Source organism: Cellulomonas sp. S1-8, from assembly GCF_026184235.1.
Taxonomy (GTDB): domain Bacteria; phylum Actinomycetota; class Actinomycetes; order Actinomycetales; family Cellulomonadaceae; genus Cellulomonas.
The window spans coordinates 2,895,142-2,916,790 of the sequence record NZ_CP110806.1; the positions used below are offsets into that span (position 1 = coordinate 2,895,142).

Sequence of the window (21,649 nt, forward strand, 5' to 3'; positions counted from 1 at the left end):
TCCGGGCCGCCATGCGGTGAGCGAGGTTCCGGTCGGCGAGACCGGTGGACGACGGGGCGTCCCGTGTCGGTGCGGTTCGCTAGCGTGCGTGCGGTGACGTCGGTGGGGTACGGACGGTCCGGCGCTCGTGCGTCGGCGGGCCGGTTGCGCGTCCACACCTCCGAGCGCGCCGACGTGCTCGTCGACGCGCTGGCCGACCTGCTCGCCGACGTGCCCGCGGGCACCGACCCGTTCGCCCGTGAGGTCGTCGCGGTGCCGACGCGCGGCGTCGAGCGGTGGGTGGCGCAGCGGCTCGCGCACCGGCTGGGTGCGGGTCCCGGTGGTGAGGCGGGGGTCTGCGCCCACATCGACCTCGAGCCGCCCGCGCGCCTGGTCCGCGACGCGGTCGCGGCGGCCACGGGCACGTCGCGCGACGACGACCCGTGGGAGCCGGGACGCCTCGTGTGGCACGTGCTGCGCGCGGTCGACGACGCCGTCGCGACCGGGGCGTCGTGGGCCGCGCCGCTCGCCCGGCACGTCACCGACGAGCCCGGCGCGCGCGACGACGTGCGCGCGGGGCGTCGGCTGCGGCTCGCGCAACGGCTCGCGGGGGCGTTCACGGCGTACGCGGCGCAGCGGCCGTCGCTCGTCGTCGCGTGGGCGGCCGGTCGCGACGACGACGGCGCAGGCGCACCCCTGCCGGCCGACCTGGTGTGGCAGGCACCGCTGTGGCGCGCGGTGCGGGCCACGCTCGACGTGCCGAGCCCCGCGGAGCTGCTGGCCGACGCCGTGCGCGTGCTGCGGACCGACCCGGACCGGGTGGACCTGCCCGCGCGGCTGTCGGTGCTCGGCCCGACACGGCTGCCGCGCGCCCACGTCGACGTGCTCGTCGCACTGGCGGCGCACCGCGACGTGCACGTCTGGCTGCCGCACCCGTCGCGGGCCCTGTGGGAGCGCGCGGGCCTGGCGGGTGCGGTCGGCGACGTGGCACCGCGGCGGCGCGCGGTCCCGACGGTCGCGGTGCACCCGCTGCTCGCGTCGGCGGCGCGCGACGCGACCGAGCTCGGGCTGCGGCTCGTCGCGACGGGCGCCGACGTCACCCACCACCCGGCCCCCGCGCCGCCGCCGACGGTCCTCGGTGCGCTGCAGGCGGCGTTGCGCGCGGACGCGCGGCCCACCACACGCGCGGTCGCCACGACCGACGACCGCAGCGTGCAGGTGCACGCGTGCCACGGCCGGGGGCGTCAGGTCGAGGTGCTGCGGGAGGCGGTGCTCGGCCTGCTGGCCGACGACCCGTCGCTGCAGCCGCGCGACGTCGTCGTGCTGTGCCCGGACGTCGAGGCGTTCGCGCCGCTGGTCGTCGCCGCGTTCGGCGCCGCGTCGACGCCGGGTGAGCCGGACGACGCGGGCGCGTCCGGCCCCCGCACCGCCGTCCACCCGGGCCGGACGCTGCGCGTGCGCGTGGCCGACCGCGCCCCTGCGCGCACCAACCCGCTGCTGCGCGTGCTGTCCGAGCTGCTGGCGCTCGCGGGGTCGCGCGTCACGGCGTCGGGCGTCGTCGACCTCGCGGGGCTGCCCGCGGTGCGTCGGCGCTACGGGTTCGACGACGCCGCGATGGAGCGGCTGCGCGCGTGGGCGCTGGAGTCGGGCGTGCGGTGGGGCGAGGACCAGGCACGGCGCGCGCGGTACGGGCTGGGCGCGGTCGCGCAGGGGACGTGGCGCACGGCGACCGACCGCCTGCTGCTGGGCGTCGCGATGGCCGAGGAGGACCACCGGTTCGTCGGGTCGGCGCTGCCGCTGGACGACGTGGACAGCACGGACGTCGACCTCGCGGGCCGGTTCGCCGAGCTGGTCGACCGGCTCACGGCGCTGCTGGGCGAGCTGGACGGGGCGCGTCCGGCGGGTGCGTGGTTCGACGCGCTCGACCGCGCGCTGGTGCTGCTGACGGCGGCCGACCCGACGGACGCGTGGCAGGAGGTCGGGGCGCGTGCGGTGCTCACGGACGCGCGCGCGTCGGCGACGGGCACGGACGTGCTGCTGCGGCTGCCGGACGTGGTCGCGCTGCTCGAGCCGCGCCTCGCGGGCCGTCCGACGCGCGCGGGCTTCCGCACCGGCGCACTGACGGTGTGCTCGCTGGAGCCGATGCGCGCGGTGCCGCACCGCGTGGTCTGCCTGCTCGGCCTCGACGACGGCGCGTTCCCCCGGACGGGCGCCCCGGACGGCGACGACGTGCTGGCCCGCGACCCGCTGGTCGGCGAGCGCGACCGCCGCTCGGAGGACCGCCAGCTGTTCCTCGACGCGGTCACGGCGGCGGGCGACCACCTGGTCGTCGTGCACAGCGGCGCCGACGAGCGCACGGGCGCGCCCCGGCCGCCCGCGGTGCCGGTGGGTGAGCTGCTGGACGCGGTCGACGAGGCCGTCGAGCTGCCCGGCGGACGCACGGCCCGCGAGGCGCTCGTGGTGCACCACCCGCTGCAGACCGTCGACGAGCGCAACTTCACGCCCGGTGCGCTGGGGCGGCCCGGGCCGTTCAGCTTCGACGACGTGGACCGGCGGGCCGCGGCCGTCGCGCGCGGCCCGCGTCACCCGCGTCCACCGCTGCTCACCGCACCCCTGCCGCCGCTGGACGAGCCGGTGGTGGACCTCGACGACCTGGTCTCCGCGCTCGAGCACCCGGTCCGTGCGTTCGTGCGCCGCCGCCTCGGCGTCGTCGTCCCGGGCGAGGTCGAGGACCTGGACGACCGGCTGCCGCTCACGCTCGCCCCGCTGGACGGCTGGGCGACGGGCGACCGGTTGCTCGGTGCGGTCCTCGACGGGGTCGACCTGCAGCGGGCCGCGTCGGCCGAGCGCCGGCGCGGCAAGGTTCCGCCCGGCAACCTCGGCGGTGCGGCGCTCGCCGACGTCGCGACGCGGGTGGGGGCCGTCGCGGACGCCGCGGGCCCGGTGCTGGGCTCCCCCGCGACGACGGTCGACGTCACGGTGCCGCTGCCGGGCGGGCGCACGCTGACCGGGACCGTGCCCGGGGTGCACGGCGACGTGCTGGTCCGCGCGGTGTACGCGCGGCTGAGCGCCAAGCACCGGCTGCGCGCGTGGGTGCGGCTGCTGGCGCTGGTGGCGAGCCCGGGAGCCCTCACCGTGCGGGGGGCCGCCACGGTGGGACGCGGCCCGGGCACCCGGCCGACGGCGGCGACGTCGTGGCTCGCGCCGCCGTCGCCGGACGACGCGCGCCGGCTGCTCGCCGACCTCGTCGCGGTGCGGGACCGCGCGCTGTGCGCCCCGCTCCCCCTGCCCGTCGCCGCTGCCGGGACGTACGCGCAGCGCCGCCACGGGCACGACGACCCGGCAGGCGCGCTCGCGGACGCCGAGCACGCGCTGCGCGACCGCTTCGAGCACACCGACGAGTACCACGTGCTGGCGTGGGGCGACGGGTTCACGCTGACGGCCGTCGCGGGCGACCCGACCCCGGGCGACCGCGCCGCCTGGCCCGACGAGCCGACCCAGCTGGGCGCGCTCGCCCGCACGGTGTGGGACGCCCTGCTGACGCACGAGGGCCGGGGGCCGGCATGAGCGCGTCGACCGGCCCGACGAGCCCCGGGAGCCCGACGAGCCCGATCAGCCCCGCGGTGTTCGACGTGTGCGGCCCGCTGCCCACGGGCACCACGGTGCTGGAGGCCAGCGCGGGCACGGGCAAGACGTTCACCATCGCGGCGCTCGCCACGCGGTACGTCGCCGAGGGACGCGCACGCCTGCCGGAGCTGCTGCTCGTGACGTTCGGCCGCATGGCGACGAGCGAGCTGCGGGACCGGGTGCGCGCGCGGCTCGTCGCGACCGAGCGTGCGTTGCGCGACCCCGTGGCCCGGACCAGCGACGACGTGCTCGTGCGGCACCTCGCGGACGTCGACGACACCGAGCTGGCGCGCCGCCGCGACCGGCTGACGGTGGCGCTGTCGGAGGTGGACGCCGCAACGATCACGACGACGCACGGCTTCTGCCAGCAGATGCTCCGCGCGCTGGGCACGACCACCGGCGGGGGCGTCGTCGAGCCCGGGGCGACGCTGCTGCCCGACGTCGCGGGCCTGGAGGCGGAGGTCGTCGACGACCTGTACCTCGCCGCGTACGCGGGTACCGACGCGCCCGTGCTCACGGTGGCCGACGCCCGCGAGGTCGCGCGCGCCGCCGTCAGCGACCACGCCGCCGCGCTCGCGCCCGACGACGCCCCGGCCGGGACCCCGCCGGACCACCGCTACCGCCTGGCGGGTGCCGCCCGGCGCGAGATGGTGCGGCGCCGACGGGCCGCGCACCTGCTCGACTACGACGACCTGCTGACCCTGCTGCACGCGGCCCTGACCGACCCCACCACCGGTGCCGCGGCGGCCGCGCGCGTGCGTGCCCCGTACGCGGTGGTCATGGTCGACGAGTTCCAGGACACCGACCAGGTGCAGTGGCAGATCCTGCGCGCGGCGTTCCACGGGCACCGCACGCTCGTCCTCATCGGCGACCCCAAGCAGGCGATCTACGCGTTCCGCGGCGCCGACGTCCACACGTACCTCGAGGCGCGGGACGTCGCGTCGACGTCGACGCTGGGCCGCAGCTGGCGCGCCGACCCGCCGGTGCTCGACGGGCTCGCCCACCTCCTGGGCGGTGCGGCCCTGGGCGACCCGCGGATCGTGGTGCACCCGGTGCAGGCCGCGCGGACCGGCCGCCGGCTGGACGGCGGCGCGCCCGTGGTCGTGCGGCGCGTGACCCGCCAGGCGCTCGGCGCGGGCAGCGCGGCCCCGCGGGTCGACACGGTGCGTGCGCTGGTGCACCGGGACGTCGCGGCGCAGGTGGTCCGCACGCTGCGCGAGTGCCGGCTGCGCGACGGCGAGGAGTGGCGGCCCGTCCTGCCCGGTGACGTCGCGGTGCTGGCGCGGCGCAACGCCGACGCGCTGGCGGTCCGCGAGGCGCTGGCCGCGGCCGGGGTGCCCGCCGTGGTGTCGGGGCTGTCGAGCGTGTTCGCGACGTCGGCCGCGCGCGACTGGCTGGTGCTGCTGAGCGCGCTCGCGTCGACCGGCGACCCGGCACGCGTCGCGGCGGCGGCGCTCACGCCGTTCGTCGGCTGGGACGCCGCAGGCCTCGCCGGTGCAGCCGACCCCGAGCGGGAGGACCTGGCGGACCTGCTGCGCGGCTGGTCGCACGTCCTGGCAGGTCAGGGGGTCGCGGCGCTGCTGCAGGCGACGGCCGCGGCCGGGCTGCACGAGCGGCTCGCGTCCCGGGTGGACGGCGAGCGCACCCTCACGGACGTGCGTCACGTGGGCGAGGTGCTGCACGCGGCGGCGCGCGACGCCGGGCTGGGTGCCGCCGCCCTGACGGAGTGGCTGCGCGCCCGCATCGACGAGGCCGCCGGTGACTACGCCGAGGAGCGCAGCCGCCGCCTCGAGACCGACGCCGCGGCCGTGCAGGTCGTCACGGTGCACGCCGCGAAGGGCCTGGAGTTCCCGGTCGTGATGGTCCCGTTCGCGTGGGACCGGTTCGTGCCCCGCACGCCCACCGTGCTGCGGTACCACGACGACGACGGCACGCGCCGCCTGCACGTCGGCGGGCCGGGCAGCCCCGGGTACGACGCGGCGCGCGCGCGCCACCAGGCCGAGGAGGCCGGCGAGGACCTTCGCCTGGCGTACGTTGCGCTCACGCGTGCGAGCAGCCAGGTCGTCGTGTGGTGGGCGCCGAGCACGGTGTCCGCGTCGGGGGCCGTGGGGCGCCTGGTGCTCGGTGCGCGCGACGCGCAGGGCCTGCCACCGGACACGGTGCCCGTGCCGCGCGACGACCAGGCCGCCGCGGGGCTCGACGCGCTCGCGGCGCGGTCGGGGAGCACCGTCGTCCACGAGGCGGTGGACGTCCCGCCGCCGGCCGTCCGGTGGGAGCGGCCGCGCGGCGAGGAGGTGCCGCTCGAGGTCGCGCACCTGCGGCGTGCGGTCGACACGACGTGGCGGCGCACGTCGTACTCGGGGCTGACGGCCGCCGCGCACGACGCGGGACCGGCGGGGCCCGGGGCGCCGGACCGGACGGGGGTCGCGGACGAGCCCGAGGACCCGGGGATCCAGGACGAGGCGGACGGCCCGGTGCCGGTGCCGCTGCCCGACGCGGGCCACGGCGACGCACCCGGTCCGGGACTCCTCGAGCACGGCCGCCTCGACCCCGCCCTCGTCGCCGCGCTCCGCGCGCTGCCCTCGCCGCTCGCGGACCTGCCGGGGGGCACGGCGTTCGGCACGCTCGTGCACCACGTCCTGGAGGGCGTCGACACGTCCGCCGTCGACCTCGCCGCGGAGCTGCGCGCGCGCTGCGCCGAGGCGGCCGGGCACGGGCCCGGCCTGGGCGTGGACCCGGGCGTGCTCGCGGGCGCGCTGCTACCTGCGATGCACACGCCGGGCGGTCCGCTGCTGGGCGGGCGGACGCTCGCGCAGATCCCCCCGCGCGACCGCCTCGCCGAGCTCGACCTGGAGCTGCCGCTCGCCGGCGGCGACCTCGACCCCGCCGGGCGGCGCCCGGCGACGCTCGGGCACGTCGCCGACCTGCTGCGCACGCACCTGCCGCCCGACGACCCGTTCGCCGCGTACGCGGACCGGCTCACGGCCCTGCACGACGACGCGGCCACGCGCCCGGGGGCGCTGCGCGGGTACCTCACGGGCAGCATCGACGCGGTGCTGCGCGCCGACGTCGACGGGGACACGCGGTACGTCGTCGTCGACTACAAGACCAACCGCCTGGGCCCGCCCGACGAGCCGCTGACGGCGTGGCACTACCGCCCGGCGGCGATGCGCGCCGCGATGCTCGATGCGCACTACCCACTGCAGCTGCTGCTGTACACGGTCGCGCTGCACCGCTTCCTGCGGTGGCGGCTGCCGGGGTACGACCCGCAGCGGCACCTGGGCGGCGGGGCGTACCTGTTCGTGCGGGGCATGTGCGGGCCGGCGACGCCCGTGGTCGACGGGTCGCCCTGCGGGGTCGTGTCGTGGCGGCCGCCGCCGGCGCTGGTCGTGGCGCTGTCGGCGCTGCTCGACGGCCGGGGATCGGGACGATGAGCGCGCCCGCGCTGCCCGGGGCGCAGGCCGACCCGGGTGACCCGCGTCGTCCCTGGCGCGCGGGGGCGCTGCTGTCGGTGTTCGCCGCCGCGGGCGTCCTGACGTCGGCCGACGTGCGTGTCGCCGAGCGGCTGGGCCTGCTGACCGGTGAGGACGACCCGACCGTGCACCTGGCCGCTGCGCTGGCCGTGCGCGCGGTCCGGTCGGGGTCGGTGTGCGTCGACCTGGCCGACGCGCCGACGCTCACGGCGGAGGGCTCCCCCGACGACCCCGACGCACCGGTGCCCGACGTGCCGCTGCCGTGGCCGGACCTCGACGCGTGGACCGCCGCCGTGCGCGGCAGCGCGCTCGTCGCCGACGGCGTCGACGGGCCTGCGGACCGGCCGGTGCGCTGGGTCGACGGGCGCGTGTACCTCGACCGCTACTGGCGGGACGAGCAGGTGGTGCGCCGGGACGTCGACGAGCGGCTCGCGTCGCTGCTCGACGTCGACGACGCGGCCGTGGGCGCCGCGGTGCAGGCCCGGTTCCCCCGGCCGCAGGACGCCCGGCAGCGGCTCGCCACGGCGACGGCGGCCCTGTCCCGGCTGACGGTGCTCACAGGTGGTCCGGGCACGGGCAAGACGACGACGGTCGCGCGGCTGGTGGCGGTGCTGCGCGACGTCGCCGGGCCGGGCCTGCGGGTCGCGCTCGCCGCGCCGACGGGCAAGGCGGCCGCGCGCCTGCAGGAGGCGGTGAACGCCGAGCTCGACCGCATGGCCCGCGACGCGGGCGACGTTGCGGCGGCCGCACCGCTGACGGCGTCGACCGTGCACCGCCTGCTGGGCTGGCGGCCGTCGAGCACGCGGTTCGCGCACGACCGCACGCACCGGCTGCCGCACGACGTCGTCGTCCTCGACGAGGCGTCGATGGTGTCGCTGCCGCTGCTCGCGCGCGTGCTCGACGCCCTGCGCCCCGACGCGCGGCTGGTGCTCGTCGGCGACCCGGACCAGCTCGCATCGGTCGAGGTGGGTGCGGTGCTGGGCGACCTCGTCGCACGCCCGGTGCGCGACGGGTCGCTGCCGGGGCGCCTGGCGGGGCTGCTGCCGGGGGACGTCCCGGGTGGTGACGGGCCGGGTGGCGACGGGCCTGGTGGTGACGGGCCTGGTGGTGACGGGCCGGTTGGCGACGGGCCGGTTGCTCACGGGCGTGGTGCCGACCCTGCGGCGGACGACGCCCGTGACCGCGCCGCCCTGCACGGCGGCGTCGTGCGGCTCGTCGTGCCCCACCGGTTCGGTCACGACCTCGGCGAGCTCGCCGACGCGGTGCGCCGCGGCGACGCCGACACCGCGCTGACCCTGCTGCGCGCAGGCGGCGCGCACGTGTCCCTCGTCGAGCCCGCCGGGCCCACGCCGACGGACGACGAGGTCCCCGGGCTGCGACTCGACATCGCCGCGACGGGCGCGCTGATCGCGGCGTCCGCGCGCGCCGGGGACGCCGCCGGCGCCCTCGAGGCGCTCGGCACGCACCGCCTGCTGCTCGCCCACCGGCGCGGTCCCGCGGGTGTGGCCCGGTGGGCGGCGCTGGCGCAGCGCTGGGTCGAGGACGCGACGCTCGACCGCGAGCACAGCCCCTGGGCGATCGGCCGTCCGCTGCTCGTCACGACCAACGACCGCACCACGGGCCTCTCGAACGGCGACACGGGCGTCATCGTGTCCGACGGCGCCGGCGGCGTGGTCGCGGCATTCGGCGAACCGCGCGCCCCGCGGCTCGTCCGCCCCCACCGCCTGCCCGCCGTCGAGCCGGTGCACGCCATGACGGTGCACCGCGCGCAGGGCAGCCAGTTCGCGCTGGTATCCGTCGTCCTGCCTCCCGCGTCGTCCCCGCTGCTGACCCGCGAGCTGCTGTACACCGCGGTCACGCGCGCCCGGGAGCACGTCCGCGTCGTCGGCTCCGCGGACGCCGTCCGCGTCGCCGTCGAGCGCCCGGTCCGACGAGCCAGCGGCCTGCGCTTCGAACGCTGACCAGCACCGAAGCTGGATTGCTCTCTCGCGCCAGGGGATGGAGCCGGATTGCTCTCTCGCGGGTAGGGGATGGAGCTGGATTGCTCTCTCGCGGGTAGGGGCAGACGGGGTGGGGCGTCAGCAGCAGCGGTCGTGGGCCATGGACTCGCGGGCGTCGTCTCGCGCGCGCCACCACTGCGCGCGCGTCAGCGGGGGGTGGTCCGGGTGCGCGCGGGCGTGCGCGGCGACGTCCCGGTCGTACGCGGCCTCGCCCGTCAGCTCCCGCACGTACCACCGCACCCCCCGCCCCACCCGCGAGAGGGCGGTCCAACCCGCACGCCCCACCCCCGAAGCCCGCGAGAGAGCACTCCAGCCCCGCTCGGGCACCGCTCCCGGTGCGCTCACGTCAGTGCTTCCCACCAGCGAGCAGGTGCGGGTCGCCGACCACCGCGTACTCCGCCTCGACCTTGCGCTCCAGCGGGTGCGCACCCAGGCCCGACGGCGCGTAGAAGTGCGACGGCACGTGCGGGTCCTCGCTGTCCCCGACGTCCTTGCCCTGCGCGGCGCCGGCCCGCAGCGCCGTCACGACCGACATGAGGGCGGCCGCCATGAGCAGCGCGACGAGCACGACGAACGCGATGGACAGCGTCCCCTGGATCGCGCTGTTGCGGACCGTGGCGGTGGCGTCCGCGAGCGCCTGCCCGCTGAGCTCCCCACCGGCGATCTTGTCCTTCGTCGCCTGGTGCAGCGCCCAGTACCCGACGGCCAGGTCGCTGGAGAAGATCTTCTGGTAGGACGCCGCAAAGGTCGTCGCGGTGTCGAACGCGAGCGGCAGCAGCGGGATCCACGCCCACTTCACGTAGCCCTTCTTCACGACCATCACGGTGACGATGGTGAGCGCGCACGCGGCGATGAGCTGGTTCGCGATGCCGAACAGCGGGAACAGGGTGCGGATGCCGCCGTTGGGGTCGGTCACGCCCATGAGCAGCAGCGAGCCCCACGCAGCGACGACGACGCCCGTCGTCAGCCAGGACCCGAGCCGCCAGCTGGGGTCGCGGAACCTGGGCAGGGCATTGCCGATCGCGTCGCCGAGCTGGAAGCGCGCGACGCGCGTCACGGCGTCGACGGCGGACAGGATGAACAGCGCCTCGAACATGATCGCGAAGTGGTACCAGAACGACATCATCGCCTTGCCGCCGACGACGTTGTGCATGATGTTCGCCATCCCGACCGCGAGCGTCGGGGCGCCTCCGGTGCGGGAGACGACGGAGGGTTCGCCCACGTCCGTCGCGACGGCCTCGAGCGCGGCCGCGCCGGTGAGCGTGACGTCCTCGCCGTCGACGACGGTGTCCCACGTGATCTCGGGCTGGTTGCCCGCGGGGTCGGAGACGCGCAGGTTGCCGATGGCGGCCTCGGCGTTCTCCTCGGGTGACGCGTCGGGCGAGAACTGCTCGCCCGCGGTCGACTGGATCGCGGCGGGCGACATGTTCATCGAGAAGTACACGCCCTGGTTGAGCGACACCGCGGCGGCCAGCGCCATGACGGCGACGAACGACTCCATGAGCATGCCGCCGTACCCGATCATGCGGGTCTGCGACTCCTTCTGGATCATCTTGGGCGTCGTCCCGGACGCGACCATGGCGTGCATCCCGGACAGCGCGCCGCACGCGATGGTGATGAACAGGAACGGGAACAGCGCACCGGCGAACACGGGGCCCTCGGTGTTGAACGCGAACTCGGTGACGTCGGGCATCTGCGCGATCGGCCGGACGACGACGATGCCGACGGCGAGCACGACGATCGTGCCGACCTTCATGAACGTCGACAGGTAGTCCCGGGGCGTCAGCAGCAGCCAGACGGGCAGCACGGCGGCGAGGAACCCGTAGATCACCATCCACACGACGAGCGACGTCGGGGCGAGGTGGAAGAACTCGCCCCACGACGACTCCGCGACCCACCGTCCGCCGATGATGGCGGCGAGGAGCGCGGCGAACCCGATGAGCGACACCTCGGTGACCCGCCCCGGCCGCAGGAACCGCAGGTACAGGCCCATGAGCAGCGCGATCGGGATGGTGCAACCGACCGAGAACACGCCCCACGGGGACTCCGCGAGCGCGTTCACGCAGACCAGCGCGAGCACCGCCAGCACGATCATCAGCATGACGAACACGACGACGATGGCGACGGTGCCGCCGAACCGCCCGATCTCGTCGCGGGCCATCTGCCCCAGGGAGCGGCCCCCGCGGCGCATCGAGTAGAACAGCACCAGCATGTCCTGGACGCCGCCCGCGACGACGACGCCGAGGATGATCCACAGCGTCCCGGGCAGGTAGCCCATCTGCGCCGCGAGCACGGGCCCGACCAGCGGGCCGGCGCCGGCGATGGCCGCGAAGTGGTGCCCGTACAGCACGCGTCGGTCCGTGGGGTCGAAGTCCCGGCCGTTGTTGACGCGCTCGGCCGGGGTCGCCCGGGTGTCGTCGGGACGCATGATGCGCCGCTGGACGTACAGCGCGTAGAACCGGTACGCGATCGTGTACGTCGCCACGGCGGTGACCACGAACCAGATGGTGTTGACGCGCTCCCCGCGGACGATCGCCAGCATCGTCCAGCCGACCGCCCCGACCAGGGAGATCGCCACCCACAGCGCGACCTTCGCTGGGGTCCACCGCGGTCTCTCGACGACGCCCACGGGCACCCCGCGGTCGTCGCGCAGGACCGCGGCCTGCTCGTCGGGCGTGTACTCGGGCAGCTGCGCGTCGCGCGTGGTGGTCATGTCGGCTCCGTCGATGACGCGGGACGCTCCGCGTCGGTCCCCCCGACGGCCCCGTCCTCCCATCATGGCCTCGACGGGGTCACCCACGAGGTGACTCGTCGCACGGCGTGTCGTGACCTCGCGACCGGGACGTCCTCGTCACGCCCGGCTCGGGAGGCGAGGCCGCGGACGCCGACCCATGCTGGAGCCTCCGAACGAAGAGGAGTCGACATGACGACCGAGGTCGAGAAGTCCGTCCTGGTGAACGTGCCGGTGTCCGTGGCCTACAACCAGTGGACGCAGTTCGAGGAGTTCCCCCACTTCATGGGCGGGGTCAAGAAGGTCGAGCAGCTCAGCGACGACCGGCTGCACTAGGTCGCCGAGATCTTCGGCGTCAAGCGGCAGTGGGACGCGCAGATCGTGGAGCAGGTCGTGGACCAGAAGGTCGCGTGGGCGGCCACCGAGGGCGCCACGAACGCCGGGGCCGTGCGGTTCGAGGACGTCGGCGGCGGGCAGACGCACGTGCACCTCAGCCTGGCGTACGAGCCCGAGGGCCTCGTCGAGAAGGCCGGCGACGCGCTGCACATCGTCGAGAAGCAGGCCGAGGGCGACCTCGAGCGCTTCAAGGCGTTCATCGAGGCCGAGGGCTACGCGACCGACGCCTGGCGCGGGTCGATCAACGAGGGCGTCGGCGTCGCCCCGGGGGTCGAGGACGCCGCCGCGACGCGCGGTGACTCCGGCTGGGCCGGGGTGTCCGGTGCGGTGCTCGCCGCGGGCGCCGTCGCGGCCGGTGCCGCGGTCGCCGGTGCGGCAGCGGCGAAGACGTCGCCGGGCGACGACACCGTCGAGGTCGTGGAGACGGTCCCCGTGACGCCGGTCGAGCCGGTCGTCCCGCTCGTGGACGAGACGGTGATCGTCGACGACACCGTCCGCCGCGACGAGCCGGGAGCCGGCGCGCCGGTGTTCTGACCGGCCCGGGCACGCATCGACCGCGCCCCGGTCACCGTGCGGTGGCCGGGGCGTCGTGCACCCTGGCACGGTCAGGCCCGGCGAGGCAGCACAGAGCGCGGGTCCCGGGCGTACGCAGCGGACTACCTCAGCCGGAACGCGACGCTGCTGACCAGGATGACGAGCACCGGCACCACCGTCAGCGTCGACCGCCGGGCCGGGGACACGCGTACCCGACCGTCGGTGACGTCCGTGCTCGCGAGCCAGGGAAGGCAGGCATTCCAGGTACTCCCTGGAATGCCGCACACGGCTTGACCCCAGCCTGGACGCGTCGCAGTTCGACGTCTGCAGGGCCGTCACCGCGAGACACCGCCCGCCCCGCAGGTGCAGCCGTAGGCCGATCATCCCGATGGAGACCCCGACGAGCGCCTGCCCACCGACCTCTTGCGTCCGCAGCAGGTTCCGCACCACGACGGAGCCGGGACGTACGTCGAGGCACGCACGCCCGCTCTGTCCCGCCAGGAGCACCACGGCGACGCCGAGCGTGGTCATGAACACGACGGAGAGTGTGTCGCTGTCCCGAACGGAGTTGGCGGCGACGGCTAGCGTCGCCATCACCAGCTCCGAGACGAGGTAGAAGGCGCGCGCGGGTTCGCTCGCGCGCCACCTCGCAAGCACCGATCCGGTCACAGGCGTCTCGGATGCCATGACGTCGGAGCGTATCGACGACGCCGAGGCCAGGCCCGCCTCGGCCGCCTGACACCCATCGACTACGAGACCATCAACACCCCTCAGGTCGCACTCGCCGCCTGGGACCCGCTGTCACCTAAACGTGCAGCAGACCCGAACGTCTCAGCGTGGACGGCCTGCGCCTCGACCAGGTCCCGCCACCCGGGTGCGCGCTGCTGCTGCACCAACGGCAACCGCGCAGGCCGCTGATACGCCGCAGGCAACCGCGCCAACAATTCCGGAGCCAGCCGCCGCTGGGCGGGCATCGAACCGTACATCGAGGCAACAATCACTCAACCCGGGGACGATGGCTAAAGCACCACGAAACTTCCGGCATTCCGGCAGCGGTTGAGAACGCGGACTAATTGGAGACCTGCTCCTCCCACGCGGCGTCGAGATGTAGTCTGGACGCTGCAATCTGGGCATCGGTCAGATGGAGCCCTATCCAGTCAGCATCGTGGATCTGCAGGAGGAGAGCCTCCGGTCCCGACAATCCTATCTCGACCCCAGCGGAGTAGGGTGCAAACGTGACTAGGTTCTTCAACGCCCGCGTGTTTTCGGGATCGACGCGGACACTCGCTCCCCCACTCGCCTGACGCGAGTGAGCGAGTTCGCGCATTGCAACCTCGGCCTGCTCGTCGATTTCACAGATTCTGTACGCGTCGATCTCCAGGTAACGGGGAGCGAGCGAGGTGATGATGCGCTCAATTATCACCCTTGTCTTCTCGACTCCTAACTCGTCGATTTGGGCAGTCCAACGCGGCCCCGAGCGGCTCATAGTCACCTCTCTGACTACGACAGGGGGTAGGCCCTGCCGGGCACACCCATCGGAAAGAGTTGGTCGACAGTCATTCCGGGAACCATCGAAACAAGCGCGCCACCGACAAATGTTACTGCACCGGTCGCACTTCCAAGGAGACTCCTTCCAGCGTAGCCATAGTAGCGCTTCAAACCCTCCCGGACACCTAGATGCTCCTTTGTGCCTGCAGGATTGTAGTGCCATCTGTTTCGACTGTCCCACTCAATCCGATTCTCATGGCCAGATCGACCACCCCAGTGCAATCCTGGAAAACCATCCCGCGTTGCACCATACACTTTGAATCGATAGACGCCATTGGGGATTGGTATGTTGCGCCTCGTGTAACGAAAACGCTGCCAGGGGTTTTCCCTGTCGATGCTTTCCCATTGAGATCGAAGGAGTTTATTGGGTCGGTCGGGTACACGTACGCGTTGTCGACCCCGCCCTCCACCGGGTCGATGGACAAGAACCTCCCCAGCCCGGCCAGGTACACCCGGGCGCCCATCTCGATCGCGGCGAGCTCCCCTGCGTGTTCGTAGAGCTTCTGATGCTGCCCGACCCAGGCGTTGTCCGCCTCGCCGGGCAGGTTGTCCGCGACCGCGTCATCCGCACCGGCGGTGCCGATCAGCCCGGTGACCGGGTCGACGGGCTGACCGAACGGGTCGTACCAGACCAACACCCCCGTGCGCGCACCGCCGGCGTCCGCGGTGGCGATCACGTCCCCGTGGATGTTCGGGTACGACCACACCGCCACCCCCGCCACTGGCAGGTTCACCACCACCCCACCGGGCAGGGTCAGCACCCGCGCCGTCACCGCACCGGCACCATCGAGCACCAGATCCGGGGAGTCCCCCACGCCGGAGAACCCGTACCGCACCACCGAGGTCTGCCCGCCCACGGTCTGCGTGCGCTGCACGATCCGATCCGAGGCATCCCGCCCGTAGACCACCTGCGCCCCACCAGCATCCGCACTCGACACATGCCGATCCGCCTGGTCGTACCCGAACGACTGCCCCGCCAACGCCGTCGTGTTCCCCGACGCGTCATACACGATCGACCCACCCGCAACCGTCCGCGACACCGGAGAAGCACCCACCGGCGGGTCCGTCACCGTCGTCGACGTCAACCGATCCGCATGATCGAAGCACGACTCCACCGTCGTGACCGCACCCCCATCGACCACATCCCGCGACTGCGTCCGGTTCCCGTTCGCCCCCGCCCGCGCACTCGCACCACACCCACCGGTCGAGGCGAACGAGTACGACAGGTCATGGCGCGGGATCACCGCACGCACCAACCGCCCCGCCCCGTCGTACCAGTACGACGACGACCCCGAGACCGACCCCTCCGACACCGTGGCCGAGAGCACGCGACCCGACCGCGACCGCACCACCCGATCCGATACCGGACCCGATCCCACGAACGACCACACCAGCTCGGACAACGCACCCACGGGATCCCGCGTCACCTGCACGCTCGTCCCGTTACCGGCCGCACCCGCACCCGCCGGGTACGCCACCCCGACCAGATCGCCACCCGGCCCGTACTGCGGGACCGCAACGACCTTCCCGCCATCCAGCAGCCGCACGGCACGCCCGTCAGCGTCGTACTCCACGCTGCTGTCGAACGCCGTCGCCCCCACAGTCGTCCGTGACGCACCCGGACGACCCGCCGCGTCGTACGTGGTCGTCGTGACCACACCCCACACGTCGGTGTACGACACGACCCGACCCAACAGGTCGACCTTCGTCACTGTCGTTCCCGATCGTGGGCCTACAGCGCGGAGGCCCTCATCCAGCCGGTGCACACGCGGAGTACGCGTCCGCGACGGACCGGATCGTCGAGTAGATGTCCCACGCCTGCAGGCCGACGCCCGCGACCGTGGCGGCGTCACGCAGGGCGGGGATGTCGATCGCTTCCTGTGCTGCGAGCGCCCCGTCGGCGACGTCGCGTGCCAGGTCCTCGGCGCCTGGGTTGATCGGGAACGTCGAGCTCTGCAGGGCCAGGTCCCGCGCCGCGGCAAGGCACGTGAAGGCTGCCTGAACGGTCGCGCACGCGTCTGCGTACAGCTCGGGGTCGGTGGAGCACGACTGCTCGTACCCGGACACGCCGTCTCGGAAGCCGTCCTGCGCCTCACCGAGGCGTACCGACGGTGTCGGCGAGACCCCGTCGCAGCCGCCGATCCACTGGTTCGAGACGTTCACCGCCGCCCCGACCCAGGGCCAGACGATGCCGGAGCCGCACATGTACTGCTGCGGCCACTGGGCGAACACGCCGTCCGCAGGCATGCCGGGGAACGGACCGTCCGGGCTGCCCCAGTCGATGTCGCGGGCGTCGACGTAGCAGTGGGCGGTCTCCCACTCGCAGCTCATGATCAGCCGCACGCCGGGGCGGGGGTTGACGAAGTCGCCCCGGACGATCGCGCTGCCTTTCCACTGGCGCAGCAGGATCGGGATGTCGGTGTAGGTGCCGTCGACCGCGACCTGCCCGTCGGTCTGCACGATCACACCTTTGCCGCCGCCCGGTGGCAGCGGGTCGAATCGATCCCCCGACCTACCGGTCGCGTCCGTGATGGCGACGTCGTCCAGCTCGAGCGAACCGGACGTCCAGATGCCGGTGAGGTGCTCGAGGGAGACGCCGGCCATCGTCACCGAACCCGTGCGGTTGACGTCCATGCCCCACCGCTTCTGCGGGTCGCTCGGGTCATCCGACGTGATGACCGACCCGGCGGCGACGTCGAGATGCCCGTTGACGACGAGGTCCCAACCCACCCGGAGGGTGGTTCCTGCGGCGACGCGTGCTGTGGCACCGGCCCGGACGACCAACGACCGGAGAGAGAACGCGGATGTCGGTGCTGCGCCGTCGTTCGGCAGCGGAAGTGTCAGAGACGTCGCGCTGACGACCTTGTCGTACACGACGGAGGTGCCTTCGGCCGTGACGTTGCCCGTCAGGGAGTCGTCGTCGAGTACGACGCTCGACAGGATGACCGACTCGCCGGGCGCGGTCATCGTGTTGTCCCGCATGCGCAGAGGTGCAGCGGGCAGATCGGCTCGATCGGAGCACCCGTCGGAGATGATCACGAACTCGTCGAAGGTGTTGCCGTCGATCGTGGCCTGCCGGCACGCCGCTACCTCGTGAGGGTCCGGGGCGACGTTGAAAGACAGGTTGGTGAACCCGTGCACGACGTTGTCCCGAGCGACCACGTCCCCCGTCCAGTCGTCCGAGGTCAGCGCACCGTACTGCCCGGTGTCCGTCAGCACGGTGCGTTCCACTGTCACGCTGCGCTGCACCTGCACGCAGGCGTTCTCCGCCTGTGCATCCTGCATGTACCCGTTCATCCTGACGGAGGGCATCTCGGAGTCCACCACGACCGCGGTGCCGCACTTGACGGCCAGTGCCGCGGCGCTGTGGACGTGACGCATCTCGAGGGACGCGTCCACGGGCTTGTCCAGCGCGATCCCCAACGAGCCCCGTGACATGACCTCGATGGGGGCTGCGCTGGTCCCGACCATGCTGAGGTGGCCGGCGACGGAGAGCGTCGTGCCGATCAGCTCGACGCGCACCCCGGGGCCGACCGTCACGGTGGCTGTGGCCGCGATCGTGGGGGCGCTCTGATCGGCTGCAGGGCAGACCCGCACGACGTCCGTCGTCGCCGACGTCCACGCGGTGTCGTCCAGCACGTCCGCGTGCACGACGGTCACGCGCGTCCCTCCTGCCGGTGCTGGACCACAGGTGGCGGTCGCGGAGGCGCTGAGCGTGCTGACCGGGTCAATCCCCTCGCGTGAGCCGGTGACCTGGACGGAGATGCGTCGGCCGATGTCCGCAGCCTGGACGAAGTACGTGCTGCCCGACCAGTGAGGGATGGGCTGCCCGTCGCGGAGCCACAGGTACTCGAACGACGCGGCCGGCACCCACGTCCCTGGGGTGGCGGTCAACCGGGCCCCGTACTCGAACACTCCCGAGATCACGGGGGTGCCGTTCGTCGTGGACGCGGAGGCTGCCACGGTGACGCCGGCACTCGTCCTGCTGGCGGTGGCGTAGCCCTGCTTCGTGCCGGTGACCTTGACCGTGACGGTCTTGCCCTGGTGCGCCGTGGTCGGGACGAACGTGACCTCGGTGGCCCCGGGCACGGCAGAGCCGGCGACGGACCACTGGTAGGTGAAGGCCGTGCCGCTGGTCCACGTGCCCGGGTGGGCCGTCAGGGTCAGTCCGACCCTGGCCGTGCCCGAGATCGTCGGCGTCGCCGCGGTCAGCGTGCGCGGTGAGGCGGCCACCGTGGCCTTCGCTGCGGTCAGCGTGTTCGCCGCGGCGACCGGCACGGTGGCCCGGGACGTCGTGGCCGCCGTCGTGTAGCCGGCCTTCGTGCCGGTGACCGTGACCGTGACGGTCTTGCCCCGGTGCGCCGAGGTCGGGACGAACGTGAGGTTCGTGGCACCCGACACCGCGGCACCGGCGACGGACCACTGGTAGGTGAAGGCCGTGCCGCTGGTCCACGTGCCCGGGTGGGCCGTCAGGGTGAGCCCGACCTTGGCCGTGCCCGCGATCGTCGGCGTCGCCGTGACGAGCGTCCCGGCGGTGCCGTTCGCGGCGGCCTGCGACGTTCTCGACGTAGACGTGGAGCCCTCGCCCGCCGAGATCGTCGTGGCGGCCGACAGCTCGGCGGTGCTCCCGGGCCGGGCCGACGTGCCGCCGTCGTAGGGCTCGAGTCCCGAACCGGCGGGAGGCAGCACGCTGTCCACGCGCGTCACGTGGTCGACACCCCCGTGAGCGACCCCCGCTCCGGCGACCAGGACGGCGATCCCGATCAGAGCCGCCACCGTCGTCCGCACCCGACCCGGTCCACGGTGAGCCCGAGCGAGAGTCCCCGCCGGCGGCCGAGTCGATGTCATTGACGCTCCTCGTGTCCCCGGATCGACGGCCTGCTTGGCGCGGACCCCGAAGAAGCGACGCACCACCCTCGGTCACCGAAACGTACTGCAGCGAGCACCGCCCCGAGCTGACGACCTTGCCGCCTGCTCGAACTTCACTCGGATGCGTGAGGCAACCAGTTCACGGCCTGCGCGATGGAGGGAACACGCGACCTCACACCATCCCGTCCCGCCGACGCACGCTCCCCGGTGCCCGTCCCGTCTCGCGCGTGAACGCCCGGCTGAACGCGGCGGCCGACTCGTACCCGGCGGCGGTCGCGGCCTGCGCGACCCCGTCCCCCTGCGCGAGCCGGTCGGCGGCGACGTGCATGCGCCACGCGGCGACGTACCGCATCGCGGGCACGCCGACGACCTCGGTGAACCGCGCCGAGAACGCCGAGCGGGACATCGCGGCCTCGCGGGCGAGCCCGGCGACGGTCCACGGGTGCGCGGGGTCGCGGTGCACGGCCGCGAGCGCCGCGCCCACGTACGGGTCACGCAGCCCGCCGATCCACCCGGTGACCGGCTCCTGCGCGTCGAGCCACGCGCGGACGGCCTGGATGACGAGGACGTCGGCGAGGCGGGTCAGCACGGCCTCGCCGCCGGGGCGCACGTGGGTGAGCTCGGCGGCCATGAGCTCGAGGGTGCGCCCCACCCACGGCGCGGACGACTCCGGCACGTGGACGACGGCGGGCAGCAGGTCGAGCAGGGGCCGCGCGGCGGGCCCGTCGACGCTCAGGACGCCGCACACCAGGCCGGAGCGAGGGCCGTCGCCGTCGTGCCGCAGGATCGAGTAGCTCTCGGTGACGTACTCCTGCGGCAGGTGGTCGACGCGTCCGAGCGAGGGGGCGTCGAGGTCGCTGGCCAGGACGTGGCCGCGGCCGTGCGGCACGAGCGCGAGGTCGCCCGCGTGCAGGTGCACCGGGTCTGCGCCGGGCACGGCGACCCAGCACTCGCCCTGCGTGACGACGTGGAACGTGAGGCAGTCGCCGAACGCGGGCATGTCGACGGCCCAGTCGCCGGCGGCGTCCGTGCGGCAGTAGAAGACCCCGGCGACGCGCAGGCGGTGCAGCGCCTCGCCGACCAGGTCGGGGGCGGGACGGGGCGGGGCGACGACGCTCACGGGCCCTCCGGTGTCGGGACGATCTGCGCTGGACGATCGGTCATGCCACGGCGACGCTTGAGCATAGACCGTCCAGGCTCTCGCTGGTTCGCTGGGCACAGCGGAGGTCGCAGGGACCTCCGGCAGTCCCTGGGAGGTCACCATGCAGGTCCTCGTCGTCGGAGCCACCGGAGGGTCCGGGCGCGCCGCGGTCGCCGCGCTCGTCGCACGCGGCCACGCCGTCACCGCACTGTCGCGCCACGCGTCGATGCTCACCGCGCCGGGGGTGCGCGGCGTCGACGGCGACGCGACAGACGCCGCCACCGTCGACGCGCTCGTCGCCGGTCACGACGCCGTCGTCGTCACGCTCGGGATCAGCGAGAACCCGGTGCGCGTGCGGCTGCGCGGTCCGTCGGCCACGGCGCTCGACGTCCGCTCGCGCGGCACCCGCACCGTCGTCGACGCGATGCGCCGCCACGGGGTGCGCCGGCTCGTCGTCCAGACGTCGTACGGCGTCGGGGCGACCCGGCCGCTGCTGCCGGCCGCGACGCGCGTCGTGTTCGCGCTGCTGCTCGCCCCGCAGATCGCCGACACGGACCGGCAGGCGCGGCTCGTGCACGCCAGCGGGCTCGACTGGGTCGAGGTGCAGCCCGTCAACCTGGTCGACGCCGACCTGCCGGGGCCGGCGTTCGCGTCGGTCTCGGGTGAGCAGCGGGGCATGCGGGTCTCGCGCGCGCAGGTCGGGCGGTTCCTGGCCGACGCGGTCGAGGACGCGACCCACGTCGGCCGCACCGTCGCACTGTCCCACGACCCTGCGGCGGTGCCCGCCCGCACCGGGGCCTGATCCGATCGGTCCCCGCACCCCCGCGTCCCTGTCGACCGGAATTCTCAACTACGGTGTTGCCGTTGAGAACGCCAGCCGTCACGACGACCAGGAGGTGCGGGGATGATCGGTCAGCGGGTCACCCGGCAGCGCGTGGCGATCGCCGAGCTGCTCGAGGACGTCGAGGAGTTCCGCAGCGCGCAGCAGATCCACCAGATGCTGCAGCAGCGCGGGCAGGAGATCGGCCTGGCCACCGTGTACCGCACGCTCAACGCGATGGCGGAGCAGGGCGACCTCGAGGTGTTCCTGCAGCCCACCGGCGAGCACACCTACCTGCGCTGCGAGCCGCGCAGCGAGCACCACCACCACCTGGTCTGCCGCGTGTGCGGCCGCACGGTCGACGTCGCGGCCCCCGAGCTCGAGCAGATCGTCGAGGCTCTCGCGTCGAGCCACGACTTCACCGACGTCGAGCACTCGATCGACTTCCTCGGCACCTGCCAGTCCTGCGCCCGCTCCTGACCACCCCACCGCCGAGCGGCACCTGACTCACCGTTCGCTACCTCGTGCGAG

At 74.1% G+C, this 21,649-nt stretch carries 13 protein-coding genes; 7 read left to right on the forward strand and 6 right to left on the reverse strand.

All coding sequences use genetic code 11. The features are described 5' to 3' along the window. Positions 1-93 precede the first annotated feature (93 nt). From recC to OKX07_RS12995, 3 genes are read left to right on the forward strand one after another with little or no spacing between them, the layout of a single operon-like run. A complete protein-coding gene (gene recC / locus OKX07_RS12985) occupies positions 94-3,546 on the forward strand; it encodes an exodeoxyribonuclease V subunit gamma (protein ID WP_265628482.1) in 3,453 nt (1,150 codons plus the stop codon). Next, on the forward strand, positions 3,543-7,040 hold the full coding sequence (locus OKX07_RS12990) for a UvrD-helicase domain-containing protein (RefSeq protein WP_265628483.1): 3,498 nt from the start codon (positions 3,543-3,545) through the stop codon (positions 7,038-7,040). The genes recC and OKX07_RS12990 overlap by 4 nt, the downstream gene beginning before the upstream one ends. Beyond that, positions 7,037-9,040 carry an AAA family ATPase gene (locus OKX07_RS12995; protein WP_265628484.1) on the forward strand — a complete coding sequence of 668 codons (2,004 nt, stop codon included), beginning with the start codon at positions 7,037-7,039 and terminating at the stop codon, positions 9,038-9,040. The genes OKX07_RS12990 and OKX07_RS12995 overlap by 4 nt, the downstream gene beginning before the upstream one ends. 117 nt (positions 9,041-9,157) lie before the next feature. Here OKX07_RS12995 and OKX07_RS20420 read toward each other — a convergent pair whose 3' ends face one another. Together OKX07_RS20420 and OKX07_RS13005 are read right to left on the reverse strand one after the other, a co-directional pair. Next, positions 9,158-9,508 (reverse strand): YbdD/YjiX family protein, encoded by a 351-nt coding sequence (locus tag OKX07_RS20420; RefSeq protein ID WP_322746783.1) that lies wholly within the window; start codon positions 9,506-9,508, stop codon positions 9,158-9,160. Then, the gene (locus OKX07_RS13005) at positions 9,426-11,792 is read right to left on the reverse strand and encodes a carbon starvation CstA family protein (protein ID WP_265628486.1); all 2,367 of its coding nucleotides are present in this window, start codon (positions 11,790-11,792) and stop codon (positions 9,426-9,428) included. Before OKX07_RS13005 ends, OKX07_RS20420 begins: the two co-directional genes overlap by 83 nt. A 210-nt stretch (positions 11,793-12,002) precedes the next feature. Here OKX07_RS13005 and OKX07_RS13010 point away from each other — a divergent pair, with 210 nt between their 5' ends. Beyond that, positions 12,003-12,146, forward strand: a complete 144-nt coding sequence (locus OKX07_RS13010) for an SRPBCC family protein (RefSeq protein WP_265628487.1) — start codon at positions 12,003-12,005, stop codon at positions 12,144-12,146. A gap of 57 nt (positions 12,147-12,203) precedes the next feature. Further along, positions 12,204-12,740 (forward strand): hypothetical protein, encoded by a 537-nt coding sequence (locus tag OKX07_RS13015; RefSeq protein WP_265628488.1) that lies wholly within the window; start codon positions 12,204-12,206, stop codon positions 12,738-12,740. A gap of 1,069 nt (positions 12,741-13,809) precedes the next feature. Here OKX07_RS13015 and OKX07_RS13020 read toward each other — a convergent pair. The 4 genes from OKX07_RS13020 to OKX07_RS13035 form a co-directional block, all read right to left on the reverse strand. Further along, entirely contained in the window at positions 13,810-14,226 is a 417-nt protein-coding gene (locus tag OKX07_RS13020; RefSeq protein ID WP_265628489.1) for a hypothetical protein, read from the reverse strand. A 187-nt stretch (positions 14,227-14,413) separates the two neighbouring features. Beyond that, positions 14,414-16,000, reverse strand: a complete 1,587-nt coding sequence (locus OKX07_RS13025; protein WP_265628490.1) for a hypothetical protein — start codon at positions 15,998-16,000, stop codon at positions 14,414-14,416. 37 nt (positions 16,001-16,037) lie between these two features. Beyond that, a complete protein-coding gene (locus tag OKX07_RS13030; RefSeq protein ID WP_265628491.1) occupies positions 16,038-18,986 on the reverse strand; it encodes a hypothetical protein in 2,949 nt (982 codons plus the stop codon). A gap of 343 nt (positions 18,987-19,329) precedes the next feature. Beyond that, positions 19,330-20,277 (reverse strand): AraC family transcriptional regulator, encoded by a 948-nt coding sequence (locus tag OKX07_RS13035; RefSeq protein WP_265628492.1) that lies wholly within the window; start codon positions 20,275-20,277, stop codon positions 19,330-19,332. A 142-nt stretch (positions 20,278-20,419) separates the two neighbouring features. Here OKX07_RS13035 and OKX07_RS13040 point away from each other — a divergent pair, with 142 nt between their 5' ends. Then, positions 20,420-21,100 carry an NAD(P)-dependent oxidoreductase gene (locus tag OKX07_RS13040; RefSeq protein ID WP_265628493.1) on the forward strand — a complete coding sequence of 227 codons (681 nt, stop codon included), beginning with the start codon at positions 20,420-20,422 and terminating at the stop codon, positions 21,098-21,100. A gap of 102 nt (positions 21,101-21,202) precedes the next feature. Next, complete coding sequence (locus OKX07_RS13045) at positions 21,203-21,598, forward strand: Fur family transcriptional regulator (protein ID WP_265628494.1); 396 nt, start codon at positions 21,203-21,205, stop codon at positions 21,596-21,598. The last annotated feature ends 51 nt before the right edge of the window (positions 21,599-21,649 follow it).